The 26,243-nt window shown below is 64.1% G+C and carries 22 protein-coding genes and 2 pseudogenes; 9 read left to right on the top strand and 15 right to left on the bottom strand.

Features of this window, described 5'->3' with window-relative positions:
- Positions 1-128 precede the first annotated feature (128 nt).
- The gene (gene ftsZ / locus FO488_RS01585; RefSeq protein WP_149208923.1) at positions 129-1,301 is read left to right on the top strand and encodes a cell division protein FtsZ; all 1,173 of its coding nucleotides are present in this window, start codon (positions 129-131) and stop codon (positions 1,299-1,301) included.
- Between the two features lie 175 nt (positions 1,302-1,476).
- Complete coding sequence (locus FO488_RS01580; protein ID WP_149208922.1) at positions 1,477-1,749, top strand: cytochrome c3 family protein; 273 nt, start codon at positions 1,477-1,479, stop codon at positions 1,747-1,749.
- A gap of 28 nt (positions 1,750-1,777) precedes the next feature.
- On the opposite strand, the gene FO488_RS01575 is transcribed toward FO488_RS01580, so the two are convergent.
- From FO488_RS01575 to FO488_RS19585, 5 genes and pseudogenes are all read right to left on the bottom strand, one after another.
- Entirely contained in the window at positions 1,778-1,957 is a 180-nt protein-coding gene (locus FO488_RS01575) for a hypothetical protein (RefSeq protein WP_149208921.1), read from the bottom strand.
- Positions 1,954-3,648, bottom strand: coding sequence for a radical SAM protein (locus FO488_RS01570; protein ID WP_149208920.1), 1,695 nt, complete (start codon positions 3,646-3,648; stop codon positions 1,954-1,956). Before FO488_RS01570 ends, FO488_RS01575 begins: the two co-directional genes overlap by 4 nt.
- A gap of 208 nt (positions 3,649-3,856) precedes the next feature.
- Positions 3,857-6,454: a molybdopterin-dependent oxidoreductase gene (locus FO488_RS01565; protein ID WP_149208919.1), complete on the bottom strand. Its 2,598-nt coding sequence runs from the start codon at positions 6,452-6,454 to the stop codon at positions 3,857-3,859.
- Between the two features lie 190 nt (positions 6,455-6,644).
- Positions 6,645-8,665 (bottom strand): annotated as a pseudogene (locus tag FO488_RS01560) (FAD-dependent oxidoreductase).
- A 176-nt stretch (positions 8,666-8,841) separates the two neighbouring features.
- Positions 8,842-9,006, bottom strand: a complete 165-nt coding sequence (locus FO488_RS19585) for a hypothetical protein (protein WP_205743325.1) — start codon at positions 9,004-9,006, stop codon at positions 8,842-8,844.
- Between the two features lie 64 nt (positions 9,007-9,070).
- Between FO488_RS19585 and FO488_RS01555 the strand changes: the two genes are divergently transcribed.
- From FO488_RS01555 to FO488_RS01545, 3 genes are all read left to right on the top strand, one after another.
- Positions 9,071-10,201 carry an aminopeptidase gene (locus FO488_RS01555; protein ID WP_149208918.1) on the top strand — a complete coding sequence of 377 codons (1,131 nt, stop codon included), beginning with the start codon at positions 9,071-9,073 and terminating at the stop codon, positions 10,199-10,201.
- Positions 10,202-10,346: 145 nt separating this feature from the next.
- The gene (locus FO488_RS01550; protein ID WP_149208917.1) at positions 10,347-11,180 is read left to right on the top strand and encodes a 1,4-dihydroxy-6-naphthoate synthase; all 834 of its coding nucleotides are present in this window, start codon (positions 10,347-10,349) and stop codon (positions 11,178-11,180) included.
- 75 nt (positions 11,181-11,255) lie between these two features.
- The gene (locus FO488_RS01545) at positions 11,256-11,786 is read left to right on the top strand and encodes a DUF4337 domain-containing protein (RefSeq protein WP_149208916.1); all 531 of its coding nucleotides are present in this window, start codon (positions 11,256-11,258) and stop codon (positions 11,784-11,786) included.
- 60 nt (positions 11,787-11,846) lie between these two features.
- Here the strand turns inward: FO488_RS01545 and FO488_RS20555 are convergent.
- The 9 genes and pseudogenes from FO488_RS20555 to nuoH form a co-directional block, all read right to left on the bottom strand.
- Positions 11,847-12,643 (bottom strand): annotated as a pseudogene (locus tag FO488_RS20555) (M48 family metallopeptidase).
- 13 nt (positions 12,644-12,656) lie between these two features.
- The gene (locus FO488_RS01535) at positions 12,657-14,060 is read right to left on the bottom strand and encodes an NADH-quinone oxidoreductase subunit N (RefSeq protein WP_149208915.1); all 1,404 of its coding nucleotides are present in this window, start codon (positions 14,058-14,060) and stop codon (positions 12,657-12,659) included.
- A complete protein-coding gene (locus tag FO488_RS01530) occupies positions 14,057-15,547 on the bottom strand; it encodes a NuoM family protein (protein WP_149212037.1) in 1,491 nt (496 codons plus the stop codon). The genes FO488_RS01535 and FO488_RS01530 overlap by 4 nt, the downstream gene beginning before the upstream one ends.
- Positions 15,547-17,427, bottom strand: a complete 1,881-nt coding sequence (gene nuoL, locus FO488_RS01525; protein WP_149208914.1) for an NADH-quinone oxidoreductase subunit L — start codon at positions 17,425-17,427, stop codon at positions 15,547-15,549. The genes FO488_RS01530 and nuoL overlap by 1 nt, the downstream gene beginning before the upstream one ends.
- 306 nt (positions 17,428-17,733) lie before the next feature.
- The gene (gene nuoK / locus FO488_RS01520; protein WP_149208913.1) at positions 17,734-18,042 is read right to left on the bottom strand and encodes an NADH-quinone oxidoreductase subunit NuoK; all 309 of its coding nucleotides are present in this window, start codon (positions 18,040-18,042) and stop codon (positions 17,734-17,736) included.
- A complete protein-coding gene (locus FO488_RS01515; RefSeq protein WP_149208912.1) occupies positions 18,039-18,596 on the bottom strand; it encodes an NADH-quinone oxidoreductase subunit J in 558 nt (185 codons plus the stop codon). The genes nuoK and FO488_RS01515 overlap by 4 nt, the downstream gene beginning before the upstream one ends.
- A gap of 172 nt (positions 18,597-18,768) precedes the next feature.
- A complete protein-coding gene (nuoI, locus tag FO488_RS01510) occupies positions 18,769-19,299 on the bottom strand; it encodes an NADH-quinone oxidoreductase subunit NuoI (RefSeq protein WP_149208911.1) in 531 nt (176 codons plus the stop codon).
- Between the two features lie 65 nt (positions 19,300-19,364).
- Positions 19,365-19,787, bottom strand: coding sequence for an ankyrin repeat domain-containing protein (locus FO488_RS01505; protein WP_149208910.1), 423 nt, complete (start codon positions 19,785-19,787; stop codon positions 19,365-19,367).
- A 55-nt stretch (positions 19,788-19,842) separates the two neighbouring features.
- Entirely contained in the window at positions 19,843-20,847 is a 1,005-nt protein-coding gene (gene nuoH / locus FO488_RS01500; protein ID WP_149208909.1) for an NADH-quinone oxidoreductase subunit NuoH, read from the bottom strand.
- 303 nt (positions 20,848-21,150) lie between these two features.
- Here nuoH and yihA point away from each other — a divergent pair, with 303 nt between their 5' ends.
- Positions 21,151-21,750 carry a ribosome biogenesis GTP-binding protein YihA/YsxC gene (yihA, locus tag FO488_RS01495; protein WP_149208908.1) on the top strand — a complete coding sequence of 200 codons (600 nt, stop codon included), beginning with the start codon at positions 21,151-21,153 and terminating at the stop codon, positions 21,748-21,750.
- On the opposite strand, the gene FO488_RS01490 is transcribed toward yihA, so the two are convergent.
- Positions 21,740-22,015, bottom strand: coding sequence for an acylphosphatase (locus FO488_RS01490; RefSeq protein WP_149208907.1), 276 nt, complete (start codon positions 22,013-22,015; stop codon positions 21,740-21,742). The two genes, yihA and FO488_RS01490, sit on opposite strands and share 11 nt — an antisense overlap.
- A 96-nt stretch (positions 22,016-22,111) precedes the next feature.
- On the opposite strand from FO488_RS01490, the gene folE2 reads away from it, so the two are divergent.
- The 3 genes from folE2 to FO488_RS01475 are packed head-to-tail and all read left to right on the top strand — an operon-like array spanning position 22,112 to position 26,216.
- Entirely contained in the window at positions 22,112-22,885 is a 774-nt protein-coding gene (gene folE2, locus FO488_RS01485; RefSeq protein ID WP_149212036.1) for a GTP cyclohydrolase FolE2, read from the top strand.
- Complete coding sequence (locus FO488_RS01480; protein ID WP_149208906.1) at positions 22,882-23,565, top strand: TIGR04282 family arsenosugar biosynthesis glycosyltransferase; 684 nt, start codon at positions 22,882-22,884, stop codon at positions 23,563-23,565. The genes folE2 and FO488_RS01480 overlap by 4 nt, the downstream gene beginning before the upstream one ends.
- The gene (locus FO488_RS01475; protein WP_149208905.1) at positions 23,550-26,216 is read left to right on the top strand and encodes a PAS domain-containing hybrid sensor histidine kinase/response regulator; all 2,667 of its coding nucleotides are present in this window, start codon (positions 23,550-23,552) and stop codon (positions 26,214-26,216) included. The genes FO488_RS01480 and FO488_RS01475 overlap by 16 nt, the downstream gene beginning before the upstream one ends.
- Positions 26,217-26,243: the final 27 nt, after the last annotated feature.

Below are 26,243 nucleotides of genomic sequence, written 5' to 3'. Positions count from 1 at the left end.
CGAATTTGACGGCACCCCATTTTTACGAAGATTTTAATGATTTTTCCTTTGATTCTTGCGCCAATTGCGGTTACATTTCAGTGTCAACGGGACAAGAAGCATCTGCCATTTATTAAGGGGGGACCACAATGTTCGAATTTGATGAAACGATTGAACAAAGTGCCGTAATCAAGGTGATCGGCGTGGGCGGCGGCGGCGGCAATGCCGTCAACACCATGATCGCCAATAACATACATAAAGTCGATTTTATCGTTGCCAATACCGACGCCCAGGCGTTGCGCCACTCCAAGGCACCGGTCAAGCTGCAGTTGGGCGGACAGCTGACCAAGGGGCTCGGGGCCGGTGCCAATCCCAACATCGGGCGCGATGCGGCCCTTGAAGACCGGGAGAAGATGACCGAAATGCTCAAAGGCGCCGACATGATCTTCATCGCCGCCGGCATGGGCGGCGGCACCGGGACCGGCGCGGCGCCGGTCATCGCCGAAGCGGCCAAGGAAGCCGGGGCGCTGACCGTCGGCATCGTCACCAAGCCGTTCTCCCGCGAGGGCAAGCAGCGCATGGCAAAGGCCGAAGAGGGCATCCGCGAGCTGAAGAAGCATGTGGACTCCCTGATCATCATCCCCAATGATCGCCTGCTCAATATCGCCCCCCGCTCCCTGGGCATCCTGGACGCCTTCAAACCGTCCGACGACGTCCTGCGCCAGGCTGTGCAGGGCATTTCCGACCTGATCACCACCTCCGGCTTCATCAACGTGGACTTTGCCGATGTCAAGTCCATCATGAGCGAGCGCGGCATGGCCATGATGGGGATCGGCATCGCCAGCGGCGAAAACCGCGCCGTGGAAGCGGCCAAATGTGCCATCTCGAGCCCGCTGTTGGAAGATATCGACGTTTCCGGCGCCAAGGGCGTGCTGGTCAACATCACCGGCTCGGCCACCATGACCATGGACGACTTCGACGCGGTCAACAAGACCGTCCACGAGAAGGTCCACGAAGACGCCAACATCATCATCGGCGTGGTCATCGACGAGAGCCTGGGCGACGAGATCAAGGTCACCGCCATCGTCACCGGCTTCGGCGACCGCTTCGACATGGAACGGGGCCGCGACCTGCGGCACAACGTCACCCAGTTGGGCGAGAAAAGCTCCCCGGCCAACAAGAAGTGGCTGGACATCCCCACCCATATCCGCGACCGTCAGCAGACGGAGAGCACCACCCGCATCAGGCCGGCCGTCTCCTTTATCGAGGACGACGAGGACCAGTACGACATCCCGACCTTCCTGCGGAAGTCAGTGGATTAACAAGACCAATACCAGGAAGGGAGGCAGCGACGCCTCCCTTCCTTTCTACCCGGTTTCTTCGCGCCATTCCAGAAGAACCGGGTTTTTTGTACCCCAAAATCCTTCATTGCAATGTCCCGGAGCACAAAGGTTGACGCACATGGATTGGAGCAGAACCGCATCAGGCCGAAACATTATGTGCGCTGCCACCAGCATCGTGGCCATGGCGCTGCTGGCAGGCCCGGCCTGTGCCATCCCAGAAATCATCCCCATGAAAAACGGGGTCACGTTCCGGCACAAGGCCCACATGGTCGCCGCCCACACGTGCAGGCACTGTCACGAGGCAGGGCCGGGCAAAATCACGGGTTTCGGCAAGGAGTGGGCGCACAAAAACTGCAAGGGGTGCCACGGGGAGCTGAATACGGGGCCCTACCATTGCGCCGGCTGCCATGTGAAGGTGTATGATTAGAGGGACTCAGGAAGAAAGATAAACGGCTTTACGAATTATACTCCGGGCAGTACATCATCACCAGCCTGGCCCGGTTTTCCAGACAGAGCGGGCACAGTTCCCCGGCGTCCTGCCACACCTCCCCCGCCAGCCATTCCCCAGCCTGGGCATAGTCCGAACGCTCGGCGGTCTCGTCAAACTCCTTCGTGCAGATGCTGCATCGCTTCATGGCTGCCTCTCCCCTTCCCCCATGGCCCGTTCGTATTCTTTCCTCAGGTGCCCCGGGTCCGCCGTGCCGATGACACTCCAGGGGAGGATGGCGTCTCCGGGGATCTCGCGGCACACATACCTGTCCGTATCGATCCCGCGCTGTTTGGCCGCCTTCTTGAGGGAACTCCCCGCCGCCATGGCGGCCACCAGGCCCGAAAGCCGCCGGTCCCCCCGGGACAGCAGGGCCTGGAGATAGGACTCCCGCAGGCTCTCCACCTTGAGGCGCACGTTGGGCATGCCCCGCACGGCCGCCTCCAGCAGCTTCACCTTGCGCTCCAACGAGGCGATGGGCTCCATGCCGCACCACTGAAAGGGGGTGAACGGCTTGGGGATGAAGGGGTTCACCGACAGGATGATCTCGCCGATCCGCTTGTTGCTTCGCGCCCGCTCCAGCACCCGCTCGCGGATGGCCGCCACGAGCCGGAGCAGTTCATCCAGGTCCGCCTCCGTCTCCGTCGGCAGGCCGATGATGAAGTACAGCTTCAGGTTGAGGATGTCCCGGGAGATCAGCAGGTCGCAGGCGTCCAGGATCTGCCCCTCGCTCAGGTTTTTGCGGATCAGGTCCCGCAGCCGCTGGGAGCCACCCTCCGGCGCCAGGGAGATGGTCTTGTGGCCGCTCAGCGTCAGGGCGTCCAGCATGGCGCCGTCCAGCCGGTCGATGCGCAGGGACGAGACCGAGACCTTGGCCCCCTTCCCCACGATGTAAGCGCACAGGCGGCCGATCTCCCGATAGTCGGACACCGCCGCCCCCACCAGTCCGACCTTGGAGCGGTGCCCGAGCCCCTCGTCCACCGCGGCCGTGAGGTGCGCGAAGGGCTGCTGGCGAAACGGGCCGTAGATGAAGCCAGCGCTACAGAAACGGCAGCCGCGCGGACACCCCCGGCTCACCTCCACCAGGAACATGTCGCCGAATTCCGTGTTGTCGGTCAGGATCAGGGAGGCTGCCGGACGGTATTGTTCCAGGGCTGGGCAGGCGCGCACCACCGGCAGCGGGGCGCCCGGAGCCCCCTCAAAGCCGGTCAGGCGGCCATCGGCATCGTACTGCGGTTGGTAGAGGCTCGGGACATAGAAACCGGGCAGGGCGGCAAGGACGGACAACAATCCTCCCCTCCCCCCCTGCCGGGGCGACATCAGGCACGACACCAGGGCGGGCACGAGTTCCTCCCCCTCGCCGATACAGACCACGTCGAGGAAGTCGGCCACCGGTTCGGGGTTGATGAAAAACGCCGCCCCCCCCGCAATGACCAGGGGATCTCCGCCGGTGCGCTCTGCGACCAGAATCGGGATGCGCGCCAGTTCCAGCATGAGGGGGATATGGAGGTAGTCCGGCTCGAAGGAGGTGGAAAAGGCGACGACGTCGAAATCCGCCAGGGGGCGCTGGCTCTCCAGAGAAAGGAGCGGCGTGCCGCTGCGCCGGTGTTCCTCCAACTCCTCCCGGTCGGGCAGAAAGGCCCGCTCGCACAGGATGTCGGCCGATTCCGCCAGGAGCCCGAAGACCGTCTGAAAGCCCAGGCTGCTCATGGCGGTTTGGTAGGAATTGGGGTAGACGAGGCAGACGGCCAATTGCCCGCCCCTGCCCCGCATATGGGGGCGGAGGCTGGTCTCGGCATCCAGCAGGGCGCGCAGTTTTTGTCTGATCTTCCAGGTCATGGGGGGAGTATACAGGCGCAGCTCGGGAACAGGCAAACAAAAAGCGCCGTGGGAAACGGCGCTTCAGACTGCTGAAAATCCAGGTTGTTCAAAAATGGTCAGATCGTCGTCCCCGCAGGGAGCCCTGAGGAGGCGTAGCAGCGCTACGCCGCACGAAAGGGCTTTCGAGGACGACGGCGAGATGGCCGTTTTTCAACAACCTCCCTGATCAGGCCTTTTCCAGCTTGACCCCCACCGTGGCGCCCGCTCCCTGGGTCAACAGGTTCACCTGGGCCTCCCTGAAATGGGACGGGACGAACAGCGTGCCCTCCGGGGCTTCGTCAAGGACCCTGGCCGTGAGGATGATGCTCCCCCGGGGCGAGGAGATCTTCACCACGTTTCCGGTGACGACGCCGGCCTTGTGCGCGTCCGGGGATGCCACCTCCACATACGCCTCTCCGGCAACGGCCATGTTGTTGTCCGACCAGGTGGAGAAGGTGCCGTTATGGTGCAGCACCGGTCCGATGATCAGGTTCAGGGGGTGGGCCCCATCCCGCCGGACCGGGGGGGCGGGCGTCACCGGCCCAAAGGTTGCCGGCTGGCCGCTGAAAGCCGGACGGTTCTTGACCCGCCCCATGCGGCACCCTTCGTGATCGCACTGCTCACTGTAGAGACCGGTCAGCCGGGCGATCTCGTGGTGCAGCTCTTCCGCCGACACGGCCGCGATATTGGTTACGGGCGCCACCAAGTCGTACAGCTTCGCCAAAATCTCGCCGTCGGTGCGGGCTTCGCCGGCCGGGGCCACGGCCCGGGGGAAGCACTGTACCCGGTTGTCCACGGTGGTGAAGGAACCGGACTTCTCGGCCCCGCTGGCGGCGGGCAGCACGACGTGGGCCAGACGGGCGGTGTCGGTCAGGAACAGGTCCTGCACCACCAGCAGGTCCAGCTTCTGCAGGGCCTTCAGGATGCGGCCGCGGTCCGGCATGAAGTGCAGCGGGTCGCTCCCCATGACGTACAACGCGCGTATTTCGCCCTTTTCGATCCCCTCGACGATCTGGAAGAGATCCTTGCCGGCCGTGCCGGGAACGGTGGCTTTCCACTCCGCGCCGAAACGGGCGGCGGCATGGTCGTAGCCGTGATAGCCGGGCAGATACTCGGGGCAGACCCCCATATCCAGCATCCCCTGGGTATTGTTCTTCTCGTCCAGAGGGTAGATGCCGGCCCCGTCCGTGCCGGCCGCCCCGGTCACCAGCGCCAGGTTGACCACGCCGGTCACCGCAGCGGCGGCATCGGCGGCACGCATGATCCCGGCGCCGTAGATGACGGCCACGCGGCCGTTGGCGCCGATGAGGCGGGCCGCTTCGCGCAGCTCTGCCTCGCCCACGCCGCTCGCCTCGTCGATCCGCTCGAAGGAAATCCCGTCGAGGGCCGCAGTGAACGCGGCGAACTCCGTGGTATGGGTGTCGATGAATGTCTTGTTTTCAAGCCCTTCCGCCAGGATGGCCTTGTTGAGGCCCGCCACCAGCCAAGCTTCGCCGCCGGGACGATAGTGGAGAAACGCGTTGGCGAACGGCGTGAGCCAACTGGCGCGCGCACCGGCCACGACCAGCCGGGCGTCGTTTTTGGTGGCGGCCTGGATCGTCCGGTAGGCGAAACCGGCCGATTCGGCCTTGAGGTCGCTCCCCAGGACCACGACCGCCGTGGCCTGCTCGATGGCGTCCATGGCGGTGGTCCCGCCGCTGTAGCCCAGCATCCGCCACTGGATGAGCTGGGCCGGGAAATAGCCGAGGCGCGCCTCGGAGTCGATGTTGTTGGTACCCACGGCGGCACGCAGGAACTTCTGGAAGAGATAGCTCTCCTCGTTGGTTGCCCGGGGCGACCCGATACCGGCCACGCTGGCCCCGCCGCTCTCGGAGACGATATCCTTCAGCCGGGCCGCCACCGTACCCAAGGCCTGGTCCCAAACGGTCTCCTGCTGTTTGCCGGCGCTGTCCCTGAGGAGCGGCTCGGTCAACCTGCCGGAGGAGTTGAAGGCGGCATAGCCGAAACGGCCGTTGACGCAAAGGTTGCCGCGGTTGAAGCCGTCGTCGGAACTGGTGACCCGCTCCACACGGCCATCGCGGGAATGGTATTCGATCTGGCAACCGGAGGAGCAGAAGGCACAGACGCTTTTGGTCACGTCGAAGGTCCAGGGGCGGCCGCGGAATTTGAAGGGCTTGCTGATGAGCGTGCCGGTGGGGCAGGCGTTGATGCAGTTGCCGCAGAAATCGCAATTGAGCGGCTTCCCGTCCACGGTGCCGATCAGGGAGCGGTCGCCGCAGTTCTTGACCTCGATGGCGTCGGCCCCCACGATCTCGTGGCAGACCTTGACGCACTTCTCGCACAGGATGCAGCGGGTGGAGCAATTCTCGATCAGGGGCCAGTCGTAGATGATGGGGAGCGGTTCCCGCTCGGCGGCGTACTCGTTCCGGTCCACCTTGAGGGCAAAGCAGGTGTCCTGCAGGTCGCATTCGCCCCCGGCATCGCACACCGGGCAGTCCAAGGGGTGGTTGACCAGCATCAGCTCCAGCGTCTTCTGGCGGGCCTTCTCCAGCTTCGGCGACGTGGTGGTGACAACGATGCCTTCCTTGACCGGGGTGTTACAGGCGGTCATGAACCGGTCAACCCCCTCGATCTCCACCACGCAGATGCGGCAGGCCCCGGTGGTGGAAACCTTCTTCAGCCAGCAGAGCGTGGGAATTTTGATCCCCAGCTCGGCGGCCGCATCCAGGATAGTCGTCCCCGCGGGGGCCTGTATCTGCCTGCCGTCAATCGTCAGCGTAACCATACACAACTCCAAAGTTTGAATGCGATTAATATAAGAGTTCACACCTGCCGGGATACCGGAGGAAACCCAGGTTGTTCAAAAATAGTCAGATCGTCGCACCAGCAGGAAGCCCCGCGGAGGCGTAGCAACGCTACGCCGCACAAAGGGGCTTTCGAGGACGGCGGCGAGATGGCTGTTTTTCAACAACCTGTTAGACCACCGCCATGGCCATGCGGTAGCAGCGCAGGCACCGGTCGGCCTCGGCCTGGGCCGTGCTGTCGCTGAAGCCGAGTTCGACCTCGTTGTAGTTTTTGAGGCCGGCCCGCTCTTTGCCGTGGACCTCTTTCTGATTGGCACGCCCTGCGGCATCGAGCCAGGCGACCTTCTCTCCCTTGTCGTACACCCCCAGATAGGTCAGGAGGTCGTCGAAGATGTCGTCCTCGGTGAGATAGGCCTTGCCTTCCTCCAGCCAGCGCTGGATCACCCGGGCGGCGCGATGGGCGTTGCCCACGCAGGCCACCACGGTCAGGGGGCCGATCTCGGCGTCGCCGCCGGCAAAGACCCCGTCGCAGTCGGTCATGAGGGAGCGGGAAAGCGGGTTGCCCATGCCGTCCTTGAGGTCCTTTCCGGCCGCATCCTTGAGGGGCAGATGCCTGGTTACCACCGTGTTCCACTTGCTGATGTCGATCCCCATGTCGGGCGGGATGAACCCCAGGTCGGCGTCCTGGCCGATGGCCGGGATGACCGTGTCGCACTCGATGACGAACTCGCTGCCCGCCATCGGTTCGGGGCGACGGCGACCGGAGGCGTCGGGCTCTCCCAACTCCATGCGGACGCACTCCACGCCGATCACCTCGTGCTGGTCGTTGGCGATGATCCGGGTGGGGAGCACCTGGAACTCGAACGTGACCCCCTCCTCGTCGGCACCATCCACCTCCCACACATCGGCCGGCATCTCCTTGCGGGAGCGGCGGTAGACCAGGTAGGAGTCCTGGGCACCCTCGCGCAGGGCCACCCGGACGCAGTCGATGGCGGTATTGCCCCCCCGACCACCACGACCTTCCCGCCCATGCCGGTCGGCTTGCCCATGTAGGCCTCGCGCAGGAAGTCGATCCCCCCCTTGAGAAAGCCCTTGTACCCCTTGTCCTCCCCTTCCACCCCCATGGGTTTGGAACGGTGGGCGCCGGGGGCGATGAACACCGAGTCATGTTTCTTCTTCAGGTCCGCCAGGGAGATGTCCGTGCCGACGCGGCAGTTGTAGACGATCTCGACCCCCAGGGACTGGATGATATCGATGTCGCGCTGCAGGATCGTGCGCGGCATGCGGTACGCCGGGATGCCGACCGCGATCATGCCGCCCCCGTACCCTTCCGGCAGCGCCTCGTAGATGGTGCAGGGGTACCCTTCCAGGGCCAGGTAATAGGCGGCGGCCAGGCCGGCCGGGCCGGCGCCCACGATGCCGACCGTCTTGTTCTTCCGCGCCTTGGGCCGCATGGGAGGCGCCAGCTTGTGCAGCCGCTCGTAATCCGAGGCCGACCGTTTCAGCACCATGATATTGATGGCATCGTCCACGTTCTTGCGGCGGCAGGCGCTCTCGCAGGGGTGCGGGCAGACCCGCCCGCAGACGGCTGGAAGCGGCATGTTCTCGCGGATGGTGGCCAGGGAATCGGAAAAACGGAGATTCTTGATATCCTCGATATATTTGGGGATGTCGATATGGGACGGGCATTTGTCCATGCAGGGGGCGGTGATCTTGTGGAGGTACGCATCGGCGCTGTTGACCGCGCGCCGCTCGTGGAGGCGGGCGACGAAATCGGCGCGGTAGTGCTGCACCGCATCGAAGACCGGGACCGTGGCGCTCTGACAGAGGGTGCACTTGCAATTTTTGAGCAGTTCCGTCAGGTCGCCGACCTTGTCCAGGTCGTTCTCCTGCGCCGTACCGTCCAGCACCCCCTTGAGCAGGTCCATCAGCACCTTGGTGCCTTTCTTGCCCGGTGTGCACTTGCCGCAGCAGTACAGGGTCTGGACGCGCTTCATGTACTCGGCCGTCATGGCCGGCACGTCCACTGTCCTGTCGAACAGAATGAGACCATCCCACCCCATGAACGCGCGCAACGGACGTTCGCCGTCAAAGGCCGCCGGCAGCTTGAAGGCGACCGACTGCGGTTCACCGGAAACATTCCTGTTGTCAACGACGTTCCTGCCCCATGTGGAAAAGAGTACTGAAGACACTCGAACCTCCGAAAACCGGCCCCTGGGAACCAAGGTGTTAAGCTGCTGCAATTATTGTTTAAATCTACACAAATAAAGTGTATACAGTATGCATGAGTAGCATAATAATGTTCCAGAAATCAAGGGAAAAAAATCTTTGCCTCCCCTTGCCTTTCACCCGCGTCCGTGACGCCTGCCTACCCCCCCCGTTTGCCCGGAAGACCTCTCCCCCGTTGTCGTGGAGACAACCGAGCCGGACGGCGGAGGACCGGCATGATAAGCGGTTTGCGGCGGCCGGGCACCGGCTCTTCCAGCCACTGCGGCATTCCGGCGTCACGGGCGCAGGTTTCAAGCAGTTTCACCTTTGCACCTTTCTGTGCTATAAAAAGGTGGCAGAAGCACCCCACGCAACGGAAGGATATGGCCATGCCCTCTCTCGACGGAGCATTTCGCTCACTCTTTGAAACCAATATGGGTATCGGCGCCAACGAACGGGTCCTGGTGTTCACCGATACGATCCGGACCGACGAAACGGTCTCCGCCGGCGACCGGGACCGGCGCGTGCGCCTGAGCGCCACCGCCCGCATGGCGGCGGCATTCGCCGCACGGACCTACGGCAGCGGCGGCTTCGTGGAGTTCCCCGCCACCCCCGCCTCGGGCGCCGAGCCGCCCCGGGAACTCTGGCTGGCGACCTTCGGCGCAGACGCCATCGCCGAACTGGACCAATCGGGACTCTTGGCAAAGCTCCTGGCAAAACAGGCCTCGCCCGACGAGATCGCCGCCGCCCGGGAGGTGGTCCTGACCCACCGGCACGCCGTGGCCGACGTCATCATCGCCCTTGCCAACAATTCCACCAGCCATACCCGCTACCGCGCCCTGGCCTGCGCCGCCGGCACACGCTTCGCCAGCCTGCCCCACTTCGACCCGGACATGTTCCACAGTTCCATGACCGTGGACTGGCAGGCCCTGGCCGAGCGCACCGCCCGACTGGTGGCTGCGGTCAACCGGGCGGAGTGGGTCCGGGTCACCTGCCCCAACGGCACCGACATGATGATCTGCAAACAGGGGCGCGACGCCGGGGGGGACGACGGCCTGCTGACCGCGCCCGGCTGCTTCGGCAATCTTCCGGCCGGCGAAGGGTATCTTGCGCCGCTGGAGGGGAAGAGCCACGGCACCATGGTGATCGAGTGGGCGCCAACCCGCAAACTGGACGAGCCGCTGCGGCTTACCGTGGAGAACGGCACTGTGGCACGGATGGAGGGAACGGACCCGCACCGCGCCAAGCTTGAGGCCAAATTCGCCGAGAACGCCAACTGCCGGAACATCGCCGAGCTGGGCATCGGCACCAACGACAAGGCCAGCCGCCCGGACAATGTGCTGGAGGCCGAGAAGATTCTCGGCACCATCCACATCGCCCTGGGGGACAACTCGGGCTTCGGCGGCCGGGTCAGCGCCCCGTTCCACGAGGATTACGTCTTCTACCGCCCGACCCTGACGGCCATCATGGCCGACGGAAGCGAACGGGTCATTATCGATGACGGCACGATGCTGGTTTAACCGCCGCTGAAAGCGATCCGGGCAAACGGATGGAGTCCGCATGCCCCCGCACCAGCCAAACGATGTCATAGAGGGTTCGCATGCCGGGCGCGCGAGACGCGGCAGAGCAGACGGACCCGATCCCTGATCCCGGAACGGAGTTGTCATGAATCATTCTCTCACCCTCGGTTTTTCCCCCTGTCCCAACGATACCTTCATGTTCTACCCACTCGTCCACGGCCTGGTGGACACCCGCGGCATCTCCTACCGCGAGCGGTTGGAGGACGTGGAGACCCTCAACCGGTTGGCCCTCAGGAATGAGCTGGACGTCACCAAGGTTTCCTACCACGCCCTGGGACATATCCGCGACGAGTACGCCCTGCTCCGCTCCGGCAGCGCCCTGGGACGGGGCTGCGGGCCGCTCCTGGTGGCAAAGGCCCCTCTCGACCCCTCTGATCTGCGCGGCAAGACCATCGCCGTTCCGGGACGCCTTACCACGGCGCTGCTCCTGCTGCGCCTGTTCGACCCCACCCTGAAAAACTTCCTGGTCATGCCCTTCAACGAGATCATGGACGCCGTCCTGAGCGGCAACGTGGATGCCGGCGTGATCATCCACGAATCCCGCTTCACCTACCAGGGGTTCGGCCTGCACAAGATGCTCGACCTGGGGGAGTGGTGGGAGCGGGAAAGCGGTCTGCCGATCCCCCTGGGGGGCATCGTCGCCAGGCGCTCCCTCGGCGCCGACACCATCGCCGCCATCGAGGGCGCACTAAAGGACGGCGTCGCCTACTCCCGGGCCAATCCCGCCTCTGCGGCCCATTACATCCACGAACACGCCCAGGAGATGAACGAGGAGGTCTGCTCGGCCCACATCGGCCTGTATGTCAACGACTTCTCCAACGATCTGGGGGACGAAGGGGTGAGGGCCATTCACTGCCTCATGGAGCGGGCCGAAAAGGCGGGCATCGTCCCGGCCTCCGCGGCGGCGCTCTTCATCTGATTCAGCCCCCTTTACAAAGCACGGGGGGATGCTTATCCTGCATTCTCACATCATCATTGTTCAGGAGGACTCTGCATGTCGGAAGAGAAGGAAAAATGGCAGGGATGGCTGGCGCTTTCCACGGCCATCGTGGCGGTCCTGGCCGCCCTGACCACGCTCTACATGGGAAAATTCTCGTCCCGCGCCATCATGGCCCAGGGGCAGGAGAGCGACCAGTGGGCCTATTATCAGGCCAAAAGCATCAAGCAGCACAACTTTGAAATGAGCAGGAAGGCGCTGGAGTTGCAGTACCATGCCCAGAAGGGGCTGCCGCCCGCAGTGGCCGCCGAGTACGAGAAGACCCTGGCCAAATACGGCGAGGAGATCAAGCGCTACGATGGCGACAAAAAGGAGATCAAGGACAAGGCCGAGACGATCGCCAAGACCAAGCTCAAGGCCCAGGAGATGGGGGGGAACTTCGCCTATGCCCTCATCTTCCTCCAGATCGCCATCATGCTCTCGTCCCTGGCCAGCCTGACCAAACGCCACTATCTCTGGTACATCGCCATGGGGTGCAACCTGGGGTGGCTGTTCTTCTTCCTGGATGCCTGGCTGCTCTTTTACTGAGCAAGCTCCCGCCGCCCGATACGAAAAGGCCGTCCGATCCCCGGGCGGCCTTTTTCGCGTTCATTTGCGGTAGTATGACATGGCCTCCGGCATCAGGCGTTCCAGCTCCGCGACCCGGGTGGCATCGGACGGATGGGTGCTGAGGAACTCCGGGGGGGCCTGGCCCGCCTTCTGCGCGGCCATGCGCCGCCAGAAGACAACCGCCTCATTGGGGTCGTAACCGGCCATGGCCATGAAGATCAGACCCAGGTGGTCGGCCTCGCTCTCCTGCAATCTGCTGTAGGGGAGGATGGCCCCGTATTGGGCCCCGACGCCGTACACCGACATCCAGAGTTGCCGCGTGGCGGCCGACTTCGTGGAAAGCGCTGTGGAGAGCGCCACTCCGCCCAGTTGCGTGATCAACCCCTGGCTCATGCGTTCGTTGCCGTGCTCCGCAATGGCATGGGCGATCTCATGCCCCATCACCACGGCCAGCCCCGCATCCCCCGGGCGACCGGCAGGATGCCGGTATAAACAACCACCTTCCCGCCCGGCATGCACCAGGCATTGACCTGTTTGTCCTCCACCAGGTTGAACTCCCATTTATAGCTGGCCAGATGCCCGCTCAGGCCGCTGGCGACAAAATATCGTTCCACCGCGTCCTGGACCCGTGCCCCCACCCGTTTGACCATCCCGGTCTGTTCCTGGTTGGTGCTGACCTTGTGCTCCTTCAGGAACTGATCGTACTCTTGCAGGCTCATGGAGATCATGGACGAACCGGGGATCAGGTTGAGCTGCGAGCGCCCGGTGATGGGAACGGTGCTGCACGCGGCCAGGGCAAAGGCCAGGCAGAATATTGCCGCAATTCGTCCGGGCATCAGGAAAACCTCCTCACGGAAATTTCACGATATGGGCCAGCAGATCCAGCAGCGGGGAAGGATAGAGCCCAAGGAAGAGGATGGCGGCGGTGGGGAGGGCCAGTGCCAGGCCCTCGGAGAGGGACAGGGGGCGTACCGGCGCTTCCCCTCCGTCGGCAGGCCGCATATAAAGGGCAACCACCACTCGCAGGTAGAAGAAGACCCCCACGAGCGCCATGAGGACGCCGGCCACGGCCAGGGCGGTTTCGCCGGCCCGCAGCGCGGCGCTGAAGACCGCGAACTTGGCCATGAACCCGGCCGCCGGGGGGATCCCGGCCAGGGAGAACAGCGCCACGGCCAGGGCCGCACCGGCCAGGGGATTGCGGTAGCCCAGGCCGCGGTATTGCTCGATGGCATCCCGGTCCGAGCCATCGGACAGGACGGACACGGCGCCGAAGGAGGCCAGTCCGGCCGCCCCGTAAGCCACCATGTAGAAGAGCGCGGCCCGCGCCCCACCGGCGGGCAGGGCCACAAAAGCCAGGGCCACATACCCCATCTGGGCCACGGACGACCACGCCAGCAGGCGCTTGATGCTGGTCTGCACCAGGGCCGCCAGATTGCCGCAGGCCATAGTGGCGAGCGCCAGGCACCAGAGGATGTCGTGACCGCCGCGCCATGCGGCGGCCAGCGGTAGCACGAGGAACAGGGCCGCCGCCGAGGCCCCCTTGGAGGCGGTGGAGAGGAGCGCCGTCACCGGGGCCGGGGCTCCCTGGTATACGTCCGGGGTCCAGAGATGGGCGGGGACGAAGGAGAGCTTGAAGGCCACCCCCAGAAGGATCATGCAGACGCCGGCCAGGAACAGCGGCTCGGGCGCGGCCGGTTGCAGGGCCAGTTCGGCCAGCTTGAGCGTGCCGCGGCTGCAATAGACCAGGGCGATCCCCATGGCCAGAACGGCCGCCGCCAGGGTGCCGTTGAGCAGGTACTTCAGCCCCGCCTCGCCCCCCCGGGGCGAATCCCGTTCCACGGCCACCAGGATGTAGAAGGCAAAGGTAAAGGCCTCCAGACCGAGGAACAGCATCAACAGGTCGGTGGCGGCGCAGGCCGCCCCCATGCCGGCCAGGGCGAAGAGCAGCGTTGCCGGGTACTCCTCCCCCACGATGCCGCGCCGTTTGTTGTAGCCGGCGGCCAGCAGCAGGGCCACCAGGCAGGTGCCGCCGAGGAACAGAACGAAGAACCGGGAGAAGGGGGTGACGGCAAGACCCGGCATGAGGGCGCTGGCCGGGAGGCACAGGGCCCACAGCAGGGAAGCCGCAACCAGCGCCCCGGCCACCCCGTACAGGTAGCCGCCGGGGCGTACCGCGCCAATGAGCAGTACCAGCACGCTGCCGAGGGCCGGGATGATCAAAGGCATGAGTGCCATCAGGTCGGCATTTGTCACGGCGCACCCCCGGTCAGGAGTTGCACCGGCCCGTGGATCAGATCCAGCAGCGGCGCCGGGTGCACGCCCATCCAGACCACCAGCAGGGCCAGCACGGCCAGAAGGCAGATTTCACGGCGCTCCAGGTCCGCCAGCGGCAAGGGCGTGCGTTCCGTCTGAAAGATCACCTCCTGCACCAGGCGCACGGTGTAGACCAGGGTCAGGACGATGCCGGTGAAGGCCAGTCCCGCCGCCAGGGGCGACTTGGTGAAGGTGCCGGACAGCACCAGGAACTCGCCCACGAAGTTGTTCAGCCCCGGCAGGCCGGCCGAGGCCATGGAGAAGAGCAGGAAGAAGAACGACCAGAGCGGGATCTTGCCCCATAGTCCGCCGAAGGCGCCGATCTCCCGGGTGTGCGCCCGTTCGTCCAGCATGCCCACCATGGCGAACAGGGCGCCGGTGGTCACGCCGTGGTTGGCCATCTGGACGATGGAGCCGGACAGGGCCACCGGTTGCCAGGCGGCGATGCCGATGGCCACGTACCCCATGTGGCCGATGCTGGAGTAGGCGATGAGGCGTTTCATGTCCTCCTGGGCAAAGGCCACCAGCGAGGCGTAGACGATGCCGGCGATGGCCAGGGTATAGAACAGGGGGGTCAACGTATGGGCCGCCTGGGGGAAGAGCGGGTAGCCGAAGCGGAGCAGGCCGTAGCTGCCGGTCTTGAGCAGCAGCCCGGCCAGGATCACGCTCCCCGCGGTGGGGGCGTCGGTATGGGCGTCCGGCAGCCAGGTGTGCAGGGGGAAGAGGGGGAACTTGATGGCAAAGGCCAGGAAAAAGGCGCCGAACAGCCAGAGCTGGGTACCGGCCGGCAGGGGGGTTGCGATAAGCTCGTGCAGCCCGAAGGTGGCAACGCCGCTCTTTTGGGCATGGAGCAGGTGCAGGGCGATGATCGCCAGGAGCATGAGGAGCGAGCCGAACATGGTGAAGAGGAAGAACTTGACCGTGGAGTAGATGCGCCGCCCATGGCCCCAGATGCCGATCAGGAAGAACATGGGGATCAGCATCACCTCCCAGAACAGGTAGAACAGTGCCAGGTCCAGGGCCAGAAAGACCCCCATGATGCCGGTTTCCATGGCCAAAAGCAGCGCCAGGAACAGGCCGACCTTCTCGCCCACGGCCCGCCACGACACCGCCAGGGCCACGCAGAAGCTGAAGGCGGTCAGCATGACCATGAGCAGCGAGATGCCGTCCAGCCCCAGGGTGTAGCGGATGCCGAAGTCCCTGATCCAGGGGGCGTCCTCCACCAGCAGGTAACCGGGCAAAGCCGGGTGCAGCGCCGCCAGCCCGTGCCACGAGGCGTACAGCCAGAGCGCCAGCAACAGTTCTCCGGTCATCACCCCCAGGGCCAGAGGCCGCGCAGCCGCAGGACGCTTCCAGACCGGCAGCATCAGCAGGCAGCCCGCCAGGGGGAAGAAGACCAGGATGGTCAAAAGATGCAGATCGGCCATCATGGCAGCACCACCCACACAAGGTAGGCGAGCACTACGCAGACCCCGGCCGCCAGGCCGAACAGGGAGGTGGCCACCCGGCCGGTGCTCCAGGCGGCGGGCAGGCCGCCCAGGCGGGCGGTAAGGCGGGCCAGGCCGTCCAGGGTGCCGTCGATACCCGCCTCGTCCCACCGTTTCCAGAGGAAACGCGCCAGGTGGTTGAACGGGTTGACGACCAGCGACCAATAGAGGCTGTCCAGGTACCAGCCGTTCAGCAGGAACCGGGCACCCGGCCGGCCGGCGTCCTCGCGGGCCAGGGCGGCGGCCCGGCGGCTGCCGGTGTAGCGGGACCAGGCCAGGCCCAGACCCGTGAGGCTCAAGGTGGCGGCGACGATCTGCAGGGCGATCTCGTCGGCATGGGGGGTCTGCTCAACACCCCTAAAACCGGGGATCGAACCAAGGAAGCCGTCCAGAACCCCCTGATGGCCCAGGTAGGCGGGCAGGTTGAACAGGCCGCCGCACAGGCCGAGCAGGGCCAGGGGAATGAGGGTCAGGGTCATGACCCGCGGGAGGGGGCCGATGTGGGCCTCTTCCCCACCATGAAAGACCACGAAGACCATGCGGAAGGTGTAGAAGGAGGTCAGAAGCGCCGTAAGGAGGCCGAGGAGCAGCAGCCCGCCGTACAGGGGACCGCCCTGGGCGGCCAACCCACCCAGGATGGCGTCCTTGCTGAAAAAGCCCCCGGTCAGGGGAAACCCGGCCAGGCAGAGCGCCCCGGCCAGAAACGGCCAGTAGACCGCGGCTAGCTTTGCTCTGAGCCCACCCATGCGGAAGATGTCCTGCTGGTGGTGCAGGGCGGTGATGACGCATCCCGCCCCCAGGAACAGGAGCGCCTTGAAGAAGGCGTGGGTCAGCAGGTGGAAGGTCGCGCCGGTCAAGGCTCCGGCCCCCACGCCGAGCACCATGTAGCCGATCTGGCTGATGGTGGAGTAGGCCAGAATGCGTTTCAGGTCCCGTTGGGTGCAGGCGCAGGTGGCGGCATAGAAGGCGGTGACGCCGCCGGTCAGGGCGATGGCGGCCCGCACCGTCTCCGAGGAGCCGATCAGGGGGAACATGCGCGCCAGCAGGTAAACCCCGGCCGTGACCATGGTGGCGGCGTGGATCTGGGCCGACACCGGCGTGGGGCCGGCCATGGCATCCGGCAGCCAGACCGACAGCGGCACCTGGGCCGACTTCCCGGCAGCCCCGGCCAGGAGCAAAAGGCCTATGGTCGTCACGACGGCGACGGGGATCAGCGCGCCCATGCTGTTCAGGTGGGTGATGGAGACGGAGCCGGAGAGCTGGTACATCCAGACGATGGCGATGCCGAAAGCGGTGTCGCCGATGCGGGTGGTGATGAACGCCTTGCGCCCGGCGGTGGCGTTCTTCTCCTCCGTGTACCAGAAGCCGATCAGGGCGTAGGAGCAGAAGCCGACCCCCTCCCACCCCAGGTAGAGGAGCGGCAGGTTCTCGGCCAGCACCAGGGTCAGCATGGCGAAAACGAAGATATTCAGCAGGGCGAAGTAGCGAGCCCAGGCCGGGTCGTCCTGCAGGTAGCCCACGGAGTAGAGGTGGATCAGGCCGCACACGAAGGTGATCATCAGGGTCAGGCTGAGGGAAAGCTGGTCCAGGTACAGGGCGATGGGGGCCTGGAAGGTGAATGCGGCCAGCCAGGAGCCCAATTCCACCCTGACCGGCCCGGTGAAGCCGGCAAACGCCACTACGGCGCAGGCGAACGCCCCCCAGATCACCCCGCAGGCCACCGACTCGCCCACACGACGCGGCAGCAGCCGCCCCAGCAGGGCGTTGCAGAGGCCGCCCATGAGCGGCAAAAGGAGTATGAGGGCAAGGTAAAGTTTCATGGGTTCTTTCGGTTAAAACATCCTCAATGTTTCAAGGCTGGTATGAATAGCCATTGTCCCGTCGATAGTAAATCTTTTGAGCATCTGTATGCACTCAGATACGGACTCGCCACCCTTCCTTATCAGTGCTTAACCCATCGAAATCGATGGGTTTAAAAAAACTTCTGACATCACAAAGCATTACCACGGAGGACACGGAGGTACACAGAGGAGACCAAAACAAAAGATTTTGAGGTCCGCTGTGTAGTCTGATTTCCTCCGCCTTTTCTCCGTGTCCTCCGTGGTGAATGCTTTTACACCGGATAGTTACCCCTTCATCTCGCCGAACCGGTCCGTATCCACGGTCTTGCGCCGCCGGTGCAGGTAGACCACCATGGCCAGGGCCAGGGAGACCTCGGCCGAGGTGAGGGCCATGATGAAGATGGCGAACAGTTGGCCGTCCGCTGTGCCCCAGCGGGCCGAGCCCCCCACGAAGACCAGCATGACGGCATTCAGCATGACCTCGATGCAGACCAGCATCATGATCAGATTGGCCCGCCAGGCCAGAAGCCCCCCCATCCCCAGGAAGAAGAGCAGGCCGGCCAGGATGAGGATATGTCCCAGCGGAACGATCATGACGGTCCCCCCTCCCCCCCAGCCCCTCTCCCCTGGGGAGAGGGTGGCCGAAGGCCGGGTGAGGGAGCACCTTGCCGACCCAGATAGAGTGCGCCGACCAAGGCAAACAGCAGTTGCAGCGAGATCAGCTCCACCGCCAGGCCATGATCCTTGAACAGGCAGCGGGCCACCACGCGGATCGGCAGGGCCGGGGCTGGTGGTGCGGCCGGGGAGGCATGGCGGGAGACGATGACGACCGTCAGGCAGGCGATACTCACCCCGGCCAGCACCAGGGCCGGCAGCCACTGGCGCCACTGGGGCGCCACCCCCTTTTCCGGGTGCCCCAGATCGAGCATCATGATCACGAACAGGAACAGCACCATGATGGCGCCGGCGTAGAGGATCACCTCGAAGGCCGCCACCAGCGGCGCCATCAGCAGGTAAAAGATCACCGCGATGGAGAACAGGGAGGTGACCAGGTACAGGATGGCGTGCACCGGGTGTTTCTCGGTAATGGCCAGGATCGTGCCGATAACGGCTACCCCGGCCAATATGTAGAAAATGATTTGTTCCATAAGTTCTCTAAAAATCCTGAAAGCATGCACCACGGAGGACACCGAGGAGCACGGAGGAGACCTGAAGATATTTATTCATACTCACAAACCGGTTCCCAATATATCGCTGGTAACAATGGTTTTTGCTTTCCTCAGGTTTCCCTCCGTGTCCTCCGTGGTGGATGCTTTGCCGCTACGGCAGCAACGACCTGGCATCCACCGGCCGCTCTTCCTCCAGCCCTTCGCCCCGGGGCTGGGTCACGGCGATGCCGGCGTGGCGGTAGAAGTTGTAGGAAGCGTCCTTGCCGCAGCCGTTGATCAGCAGGTCCTCCTTTTCATAGACCAGGTCCATGATGTCCCGCTTGCAGATCTCGAAATCGGGGGTCATCTGGATGGCCAGGGTCGGGCAGGCCTCGGCGCACAGGCCGCAGAAGATGCAGCGGGAGAAGTTGATCCGGAACCATGCGGCATAGCGGCGGCCATCCGCCCCTTCGGCGGCCTGCATGGAGATGCAGTCCACCGGGCAGGCCGCCGAGCAGAGGTAGCAGGCCACGCAGCGCTCGCCGCCGTCCGGATCGCGGGTCAACACGATTCGCGCCCGGTAACGCGGGTACGGGGTGCGTTTTTCCTCGGGATACTGGATGGTGACCGACCGGCGCAGCATGTGCGCCAGGGTGATACGGAAACCGCCCAGGATGGCTCGTATGTCGGAGAGTATCGGCATAAAATCGTTCTTCTCAAAATGAGAGACGCCCCGACGGGGCGTCTCGGCTCGGGAGTTATGGAATATTATGCGTTACCGTGTTTGGCCCGTTCGGCCTTCTTGAGCAGTGCCGAGGCCAGGGGGTGACTGTTGTTGTCGGCATAACGGCTGGCGGTGTTGCCGGTGGGCGTCTTGAGCCCCGCATCGGCGCCGCCGTCCAGCAGGGCCTGCACGGTCAGGTTGCAGCCATAGATGGCGGCCAGCATCAGGGGAGTATGCCCTTCCCGGTCGCGGACGTCAACGTCGGCGCCCTTGTCGAGCAGCATCCTGACGATCTCGGTGTGGCCGTTGGCGGCGGCGTAGTGGAGGGCCGTTTTACCTTTGTCGCTGCTGGCGGTCAAGTCCGCGCCCCGGTGCAGCAGGTCCTGAACAAAGTCCTTCTGCCCCTCTTTCGCGGCATTGATCAGAGGGGTGTGGCCGTGACGGTCTTTGGCATTCACACTTTCCATGTTCGACTCCTCCCGTGGTTGGTTTATGTTCCGGACGTCGATGTCCGTAGCGTCATTATGGCAATACCGTCCCCCGCAGCGCCAGCCACCAACCGGTGACCAGGATATTCGCCAGGGCCAGGGGCGTCAAGACCTTCCACCCCAGGTGCATGAGCTGATCGTAACGCAGGCGGGGCAGGGTCCCGCGCATCCAGATGAAGAAAAAGGCAAACGCCAGGGTCTTGAGGGAGAACCAGATCACCGGCGCCAGGAAGGGACCGTGCCAGCCCCCCAGGAAGAAGGTCGTGGCCAGCCCTCCCAGCACGATGATGTTGATGTATTCCCCCACAAAGAACAGGCCGAAGCGCATGCCGGAGTATTCGGTGTGGAAACCGGCAACCAGCTCCCCCTCGGCCTCGGGGATGTCGAAGGGGATGCGCTTGCACTCCGCCGTGATGCTGACCAGAAAGATGAGAAAGGCCAGGGGCTGGTAGACGATGAACGGGATGGGGGACTGGGCGGCCACGATGTCGGCCAGGCTGAAGGAACGGGCCAGCATGACCACCGGCACCAGGGACAACCCCATGGAGAGTTCGTAGGAGATCAACTGGGCCAGGCCGCGGATGCCCCCCAGCAGGGAATACTTGGAGTTGGAGGCCCAGCCGCCGATGGCAACCCCGTACACCGCGATGGAGGAGAGCGCCAGGAAGAACAGCAGACCGACGTTCAGGTCTGCCACCAGCATCGGCACCCGGCGGCCGGCAATGGTCACCGGCGCGCCGAAAGGGATGACGGCAAAGGTCAGGATCGCCGGAATAGCGGCCATGGCCGGGGCAAGATAGAACAGCCATTTATCGGCGGCCAGCGGGCAAAAATCTTCTTTGGTGAGGAGTTTGATCAGGTCTGCGAGGGGTTGGAGAAGTCCGAAGGGGCCGACGCGATTGGGCCCCTTGCGATCCTGAATCCAGGCCAGGACCTTCCGTTCGGCGAATACCAAGTAGGCGGCCAGGGTGAGGATCACGAAGAATATCATCCCCAGCTTTGCCGCAAACAGCGCTATGTCCACAGTGGATGCCGTCATTGGAACCTGGTCGGGAGCATGTAAGAGGACACCAACGGAATGCTATTCATATAGCACAAAAGCGTATCGAACGCCACCGACTAATTCCGGGGGGAAAATTAAATCTCCGGGCCGAAGCTGTCGAAAAAACAGTGCCCGAGCATGGCCGCATCACGGGTTCGCGCCCGAGGGCCGGGCGCGGGCGTCCCATAAAGGAGAGGGCGCAGGCGGGAATAAATTCCAAATTGTCGGCACGGGGGAAATAAGCGCTTGAACAGCCATGACGCGGCGCACTATAATACGCTCGCCAAGGAGAGCGTTGACATGGATGTACACCAGGCGGAATTCATAAAAAGTGCTGTAAAACCGAAAGACTACCCGGAAACTATCCTGCCCGAGGTGGCCTTCGTGGGCCGCTCCAACGTGGGTAAGTCGTCGCTGATCAATGTGCTGGTCAACCGCAAAAGCCTGGTGCGCACCAGTTCCACCCCCGGCAGGACCCAGTTGATCAACTTCTTCGACGTCAACGGCCGCCTGGTCCTGGTGGACCTCCCCGGCTACGGCTACGCCAAGGCGCCGCCCGAGCTGCGCAAACAGTGGCAGCCGATGATCGAGACCTACCTGGCCAGGCGCGAGAACCTGCGGGCGGTGGTCCTGATCCTGGATATCCGCCGCACCCCCGCGGATGGGGACCTGCAGATGCTGCGCTGGCTGGAAACCTACGGCATCCCGCCGATCATCGTGCTGACCAAGTGCGACAAGCTGTCGAAGAACGAACAGGCCCGCCAGGCCGGGGTGATCGCGGCGGCCATCGGCCGCAACCGGGAGGATCTCCTCCCCTTCTCGGCCCTGTCCAAGGCCGGGCGCGAGGGGATATGGCGGGTGATCGCGGAAGCGGCGGGGCTGGAGAACGTCACGACCTGATGGAGAACCCCGTGAACTCCCCGGTGCAGGTCTCACGGCGCAGGTCGAGCCGTTCCACCGCGGCGGCGGGCGGCCCCTGACGGCACCACTCAACCAGGGCATTCACCCCATTCTCATCGCCCTCGAACACACCGGCAACCGAGCCGTCCGGCAGGTTCCCGACCCAACCGCTGACGCCAAGCTCCACAGCGCGGCGGCTGGTGTAGTGACGAAAGGCCACCCCCTGGACGCGGCCGAAAACCGTGACGGAAACCCTGATATTCATACGGTATCCCCCTTGGATACGGAACAGATCCCAATCGACCCACAGGACAATCCCATGGCGCACCAACCAACGAAAACGGCAGCGGACAAAACAGCCATGCCGGACATGCAGAAACGCCCCGACCACCGCAGGATACCCATCGCCAAGGTCGGCGTCAAGGACATCTCCTACCCCATCGTGGTGATGGACAAGAACCATTCGCTGCAGCACACCGTGGCGCGGATCAACATGTATGTGGACCTGCCTCACCACTTCAAGGGCACCCACATGAGCCGCTTCGTGGAGATCCTCAACCGCCACCGCGAGCATATCGGCCTGGACAAGCTGGAGCCGATCCTGGACGAGGTGAAGGCCCGGCTCGGCTCCACCAGCGCCCACATGGAGATCCAGTTTCCCTACTTCATCGAGAAAAGGGCTCCGGTCTCGGGCGCCAGAAGCCTGATGGAATACAGTTGCGAGTTCAAGGCGTCCATGAGCGACATCCTGGATTTCGTGCTGGTGGTGCGGGTGCCGCTCACCTCGCTCTGCCCGTGCAGCAAGGAGCTCTCCCGGGCCGGCGCCCACAACCAGCGCAGCGTCATGACCGTGCGGGTGCGCTACCGGGAATTCATCTGGATCGAGGACCTGGTGGAGTTGATCGAGCAGTGCGGCAGCAGCCCGCTCTATTCGCTGCTCAAGCGCGAGGACGAAAAGTACGTCACCGAGCAAGCCTACGACAATCCGCGCTTTGTGGAGGACATGGTCCGGGAGGCCTATTCCCGGCTGGCGGCCGTGGACAACATCGTCTGGTTCTCGGTGGAAGCGGAAAACTTCGAGTCGATCCACAATCATTCGGCCTATGCGGCCGTGGAGCTCGACCGCCGGGCATGACCAGGGGACTGATCATCTTTGCCCGGGAACCGCTCGTCGGCACGGTAAAGACCCGGCTGGCCCAGGGTCTGGGCAGCCATCGTCTCGCAACGGAGCTGTATGCCGCCATGCTGGCCGATGTGCTGGCCGCCGCCGCCACCCTGGACGACACCCGCCTGCTGCTCTTCTGGGCGCTGAAAAACGGGGCCATCCCCGCTGTTCCGGTCCCGCCCCGAGCGACGATGTTCGAGCAGCAGGGGCACGACCTGGGGGCACGCATGGCAAATGCCTTTGAAACGGCCTTTGCCAGTGGTTGCGAGACGTGCTGCATCATCGGCAGCGATGCGCCCGATCTCCCCCTGGAGTACATCCGACGGGCTTTTGCCCTCCTGGAGCGGGCAGAGGCAGAGGTCGTCTTCGGTCCGGCCGAGGATGGGGGATACTATCTGCTCGGCCTCCGGCGCTTCCAGCGGCAGTTGTTCGAGGATATCGTCTGGAGCAGTGCGGAGGTTTTGCAGACCAGCCAGGAACGGGCCCGGTTCTGCGGGCTCAGAACCGCCCTCCTGCCGCCGTGGCGGGATATCGATACGTGTGAGGACCTGGAGGCGTTTCAGGAGCGGCCGTCGCGGGAGACGGCGCCCCAGACCCTGGCCGCGGCGCAACGCCTGAAAGGAAGTGCGACGCTATGTCCGACTATCTGATGGCAATATTGGTCGAGTTTGCCGGCGGCGACTTCGCGCCCGACCACTTCGTCCGCCTCGGCACGGCCGCCCTGTTCTGGTCCCTGCTCATCTGGACGGCCGTGCGCCAGCGCCGCCACACCCCGCAGCGGAACAGGCTGCTGCTGATCGGCTTCACCCTCGGCCTGGTGCGCGAACTCTTCATGTTCGTCGTTTTGTTCCTCTCCTTCAGCAACACGGTGCCGAATGCGCTCATGCAGCCCTTCACCAAGCCGGTGGAGCAGCTTCTGACCGGCGTCTCCCTGGTCTGGATCGCAACGGCCTATCTGGACAGCCTGCTGGACCCGCGCCTGGCGGGGCGGTACCTCAAAGGTGGGGTGGCCTGCCTGGTTGCCGCCTATCTGGCAACCTTCTGGGGCTGGGCCTCATTCAGCAGCAGGTTTCCGGAGGCAAACTTCCATGCCGGCCGGTATGGCGTGACGTTCCACCTTGCCGGGGCCATCGTGCTGGCCGCCGCTCTCGTCTTATTGCGACGCGTTCCGGGATGGCGCAGAACGGCGTTGTCGATCGCCTTCGGCGGTTTCTTCCTCGACGATGCCCTGGGCCTGGCAAGCGCCATCTCGTCCGCAAAGACCATCGCCGTTCTCGGACCGATCCGCCACGGCCTGCACATGTTCGCCATCCCGCTCTTCGGCTATATCTACGGCCGCGAGCTGTGGGAGCATCACCTGACGACGGAACGGGAGGCGCTCCGCACCCAGGAACGCTACCAGAGACTGGTGGATACGATCGAGGGAATCGTCTGGGAGGCGGCCGCGGATACACTCCGTTTCACGTTCGTCAGCGCCCAGGCCGAACGGCTGCTGGGCTACCCGGCGTCGGCCTGGCTGTCCGACCCGGACTTCTGCCACGCTCATATCCACCCGGAAGACCGCGACCGGGTACTGGATATCTGCCGAAGCATGGGGTGCGAGGGCGCGTCCCGGCAGTTCGAGTTCCGCATGATCGCTGCCGACGGCACCACCCTGTGGCTGCGCAATGCCGTCTCGGTGATTGTTGAGGAGGGGCGCCCTCCGATCCTGCGCGGGTTGATGTTCGACATCACCGAACGCCGGAAGATGACCGACTCCCTGCGGGAAAGCGAGGCCAAGTTCCGTTCCTACATCGAGTTTGCGCCCGTCGGCGCATTCGTTGTCGACAGTTTGGGGCGCTACGTGGAGACCAACCGCACTGGAGCCGAGATGCTGGGGTACTCGGAAGCCGAACTCATCGGCATGTCCATTACGGATATGCTGCCCCCGGACTACCGGCAAACGGGGCTGCAAAATTTCGAAAAGCTGAAGGAAGAGGGGTCTGCCAGCCGGGAGTCGCTCCTGGTGCGAAAAGACGGGAGCCTGCTCTGGGTCTCCCTCCAGGCCGTCAAGCTTGGCCACGACCGCTATATTGGGTTCTTTCAGAACATTACCGAACGGAAACAGACGGAACAGGCCCTTATCTCGGCCAAGGACGCCGCCGACGCGGCCAATGCCGCCAAGAGCCAGTTTCTGGCCAACATGAGCCACGAGCTCCGCACGCCCTTGAACGGCATCATCGGCATGAGCGGACTTCTGATGGATACGGACCTGACCTCCGAGCAGCTCGAGTATGCCGGAATCGCCCTTAAAAGCAGCAAGGACCTGCTGGACCTCATCGATGAACTTCTCGACTTCGCCCGCATCGAAGCCGGGAAGCTCATGTTCGAGAAAAGCGACTTCAACCTCAAGACCGTCCTGAAGGACACCATGCAGATACTCTCGCTGCAGGCCGAGGAGAAAAACCTGCGCCTGGACTGGGCGGTGGAACCGGATGCGCCGCTGCACCTCAGGGGCGATCCGGGGCGCCTGGCCCAGATCATCAGGAATATCGTAGGCAACGGCATCAAATTTACCCGGCAGGGAGGGGTGATGGTCCACGTATCACGCGTGGCCGAAGATGGAGGGCAGGTGACCCTCCAGTTTGCCGTAACCGATACCGGCATCGGCATCCCCCCGGAGTACCTGGACCGCATCTTCACCCCGTTCGTTCAGGTTGACGGCTCGAGCACGCGCAAATACGGCGGCACGGGACTGGGGTTGGCCATCAGCAGCCAACTGGCCGAGCTCATGGGCGGGTCCATCGACGTGGTGAGCGGCGTGGGCTCGGGTTCGACCTTCCGCATCGCCCTGCCGTTCGAAAAACAGGAGTACAGCCCTATGGAAAAACGGGAAAGCGGCAACCAGGCCATCTTCTTCAACCGTGACGCCGACGCCCCCCAGCGCGCCCGCATCCTGCTGGCCGAAGACCATACGACCAACCGGCGGGTGATCAGGATGATGCTCAACAAGCTGGGCTACGAGGCCGACGCCGTGGCCAACGGCCTCGACGCGGTCAAGGCCCTGGAAAGCGCCTCCTACGACCTGGTGCTGATGGACTGCCAGATGCCGGAGATGAACGGCTACGACGCCACCGCCATCATCCGCGACCCCGAATCCAGCGTTCTCGACCATGAAACGCCGGTGATAGCCCTGACGGCCAACGCCATGGCCGGAGAGCGGGACAAATGCATCGAAGCGGGCATGAACGATTACCTCTCAAAACCGGTGCTGGTCCAGGACCTGGAAGCGGTCCTGAGCAAATGGCTTGAAAACCGCTAGGCCGCCACACAAGAAAGGCTTTCCCGT

Source organism: Geobacter sp. FeAm09 (assembly GCF_008330225.1).
GTDB lineage: Bacteria > Desulfobacterota > Desulfuromonadia > Geobacterales > Pseudopelobacteraceae > Oryzomonas.
This window is presented reverse-complemented; position numbering and strand designations above follow the sequence as displayed.

Coding starts and splice junctions, on each gene's coding strand:
- ftsZ (WP_149208923.1), top strand. CDS start 129: ATGTTCGAATTTGATGAAACGATTGAACAAAGTGCCGTAATCAAGGTG.
- FO488_RS01580 (WP_149208922.1), top strand. CDS start 1,477: ATGTGCGCTGCCACCAGCATCGTGGCCATGGCGCTGCTGGCAGGCCCG.
- FO488_RS01575 (WP_149208921.1), bottom strand. CDS start 1,957: ATGAAGCGATGCAGCATCTGCACGAAGGAGTTTGACGAGACCGCCGAG.
- FO488_RS01570 (WP_149208920.1), bottom strand. CDS start 3,648: ATGACCTGGAAGATCAGACAAAAACTGCGCGCCCTGCTGGATGCCGAG.
- FO488_RS01565 (WP_149208919.1), bottom strand. CDS start 6,454: ATGGTTACGCTGACGATTGACGGCAGGCAGATACAGGCCCCCGCGGGG.
- FO488_RS01555 (WP_149208918.1), top strand. CDS start 9,071: ATGCCCTCTCTCGACGGAGCATTTCGCTCACTCTTTGAAACCAATATG.
- FO488_RS01550 (WP_149208917.1), top strand. CDS start 10,347: ATGAATCATTCTCTCACCCTCGGTTTTTCCCCCTGTCCCAACGATACC.
- FO488_RS01545 (WP_149208916.1), top strand. CDS start 11,256: ATGTCGGAAGAGAAGGAAAAATGGCAGGGATGGCTGGCGCTTTCCACG.
- FO488_RS01530 (WP_149212037.1), bottom strand. CDS start 15,547: ATGGCCGATCTGCATCTTTTGACCATCCTGGTCTTCTTCCCCCTGGCG.
- nuoL (WP_149208914.1), bottom strand. CDS start 17,427: ATGAAACTTTACCTTGCCCTCATACTCCTTTTGCCGCTCATGGGCGGC.
- nuoK (WP_149208913.1), bottom strand. CDS start 18,042: ATGATCGTTCCGCTGGGACATATCCTCATCCTGGCCGGCCTGCTCTTC.
- FO488_RS01515 (WP_149208912.1), bottom strand. CDS start 18,596: ATGGAACAAATCATTTTCTACATATTGGCCGGGGTAGCCGTTATCGGC.
- nuoI (WP_149208911.1), bottom strand. CDS start 19,299: ATGCCGATACTCTCCGACATACGAGCCATCCTGGGCGGTTTCCGTATC.
- FO488_RS01505 (WP_149208910.1), bottom strand. CDS start 19,787: ATGGAAAGTGTGAATGCCAAAGACCGTCACGGCCACACCCCTCTGATC.
- nuoH (WP_149208909.1), bottom strand. CDS start 20,847: ATGACGGCATCCACTGTGGACATAGCGCTGTTTGCGGCAAAGCTGGGG.
- yihA (WP_149208908.1), top strand. CDS start 21,151: ATGGATGTACACCAGGCGGAATTCATAAAAAGTGCTGTAAAACCGAAA.
- FO488_RS01490 (WP_149208907.1), bottom strand. CDS start 22,015: ATGAATATCAGGGTTTCCGTCACGGTTTTCGGCCGCGTCCAGGGGGTG.
- folE2 (WP_149212036.1), top strand. CDS start 22,112: ATGCCGGACATGCAGAAACGCCCCGACCACCGCAGGATACCCATCGCC.
- FO488_RS01480 (WP_149208906.1), top strand. CDS start 22,882: ATGACCAGGGGACTGATCATCTTTGCCCGGGAACCGCTCGTCGGCACG.
- FO488_RS01475 (WP_149208905.1), top strand. CDS start 23,550: ATGTCCGACTATCTGATGGCAATATTGGTCGAGTTTGCCGGCGGCGAC.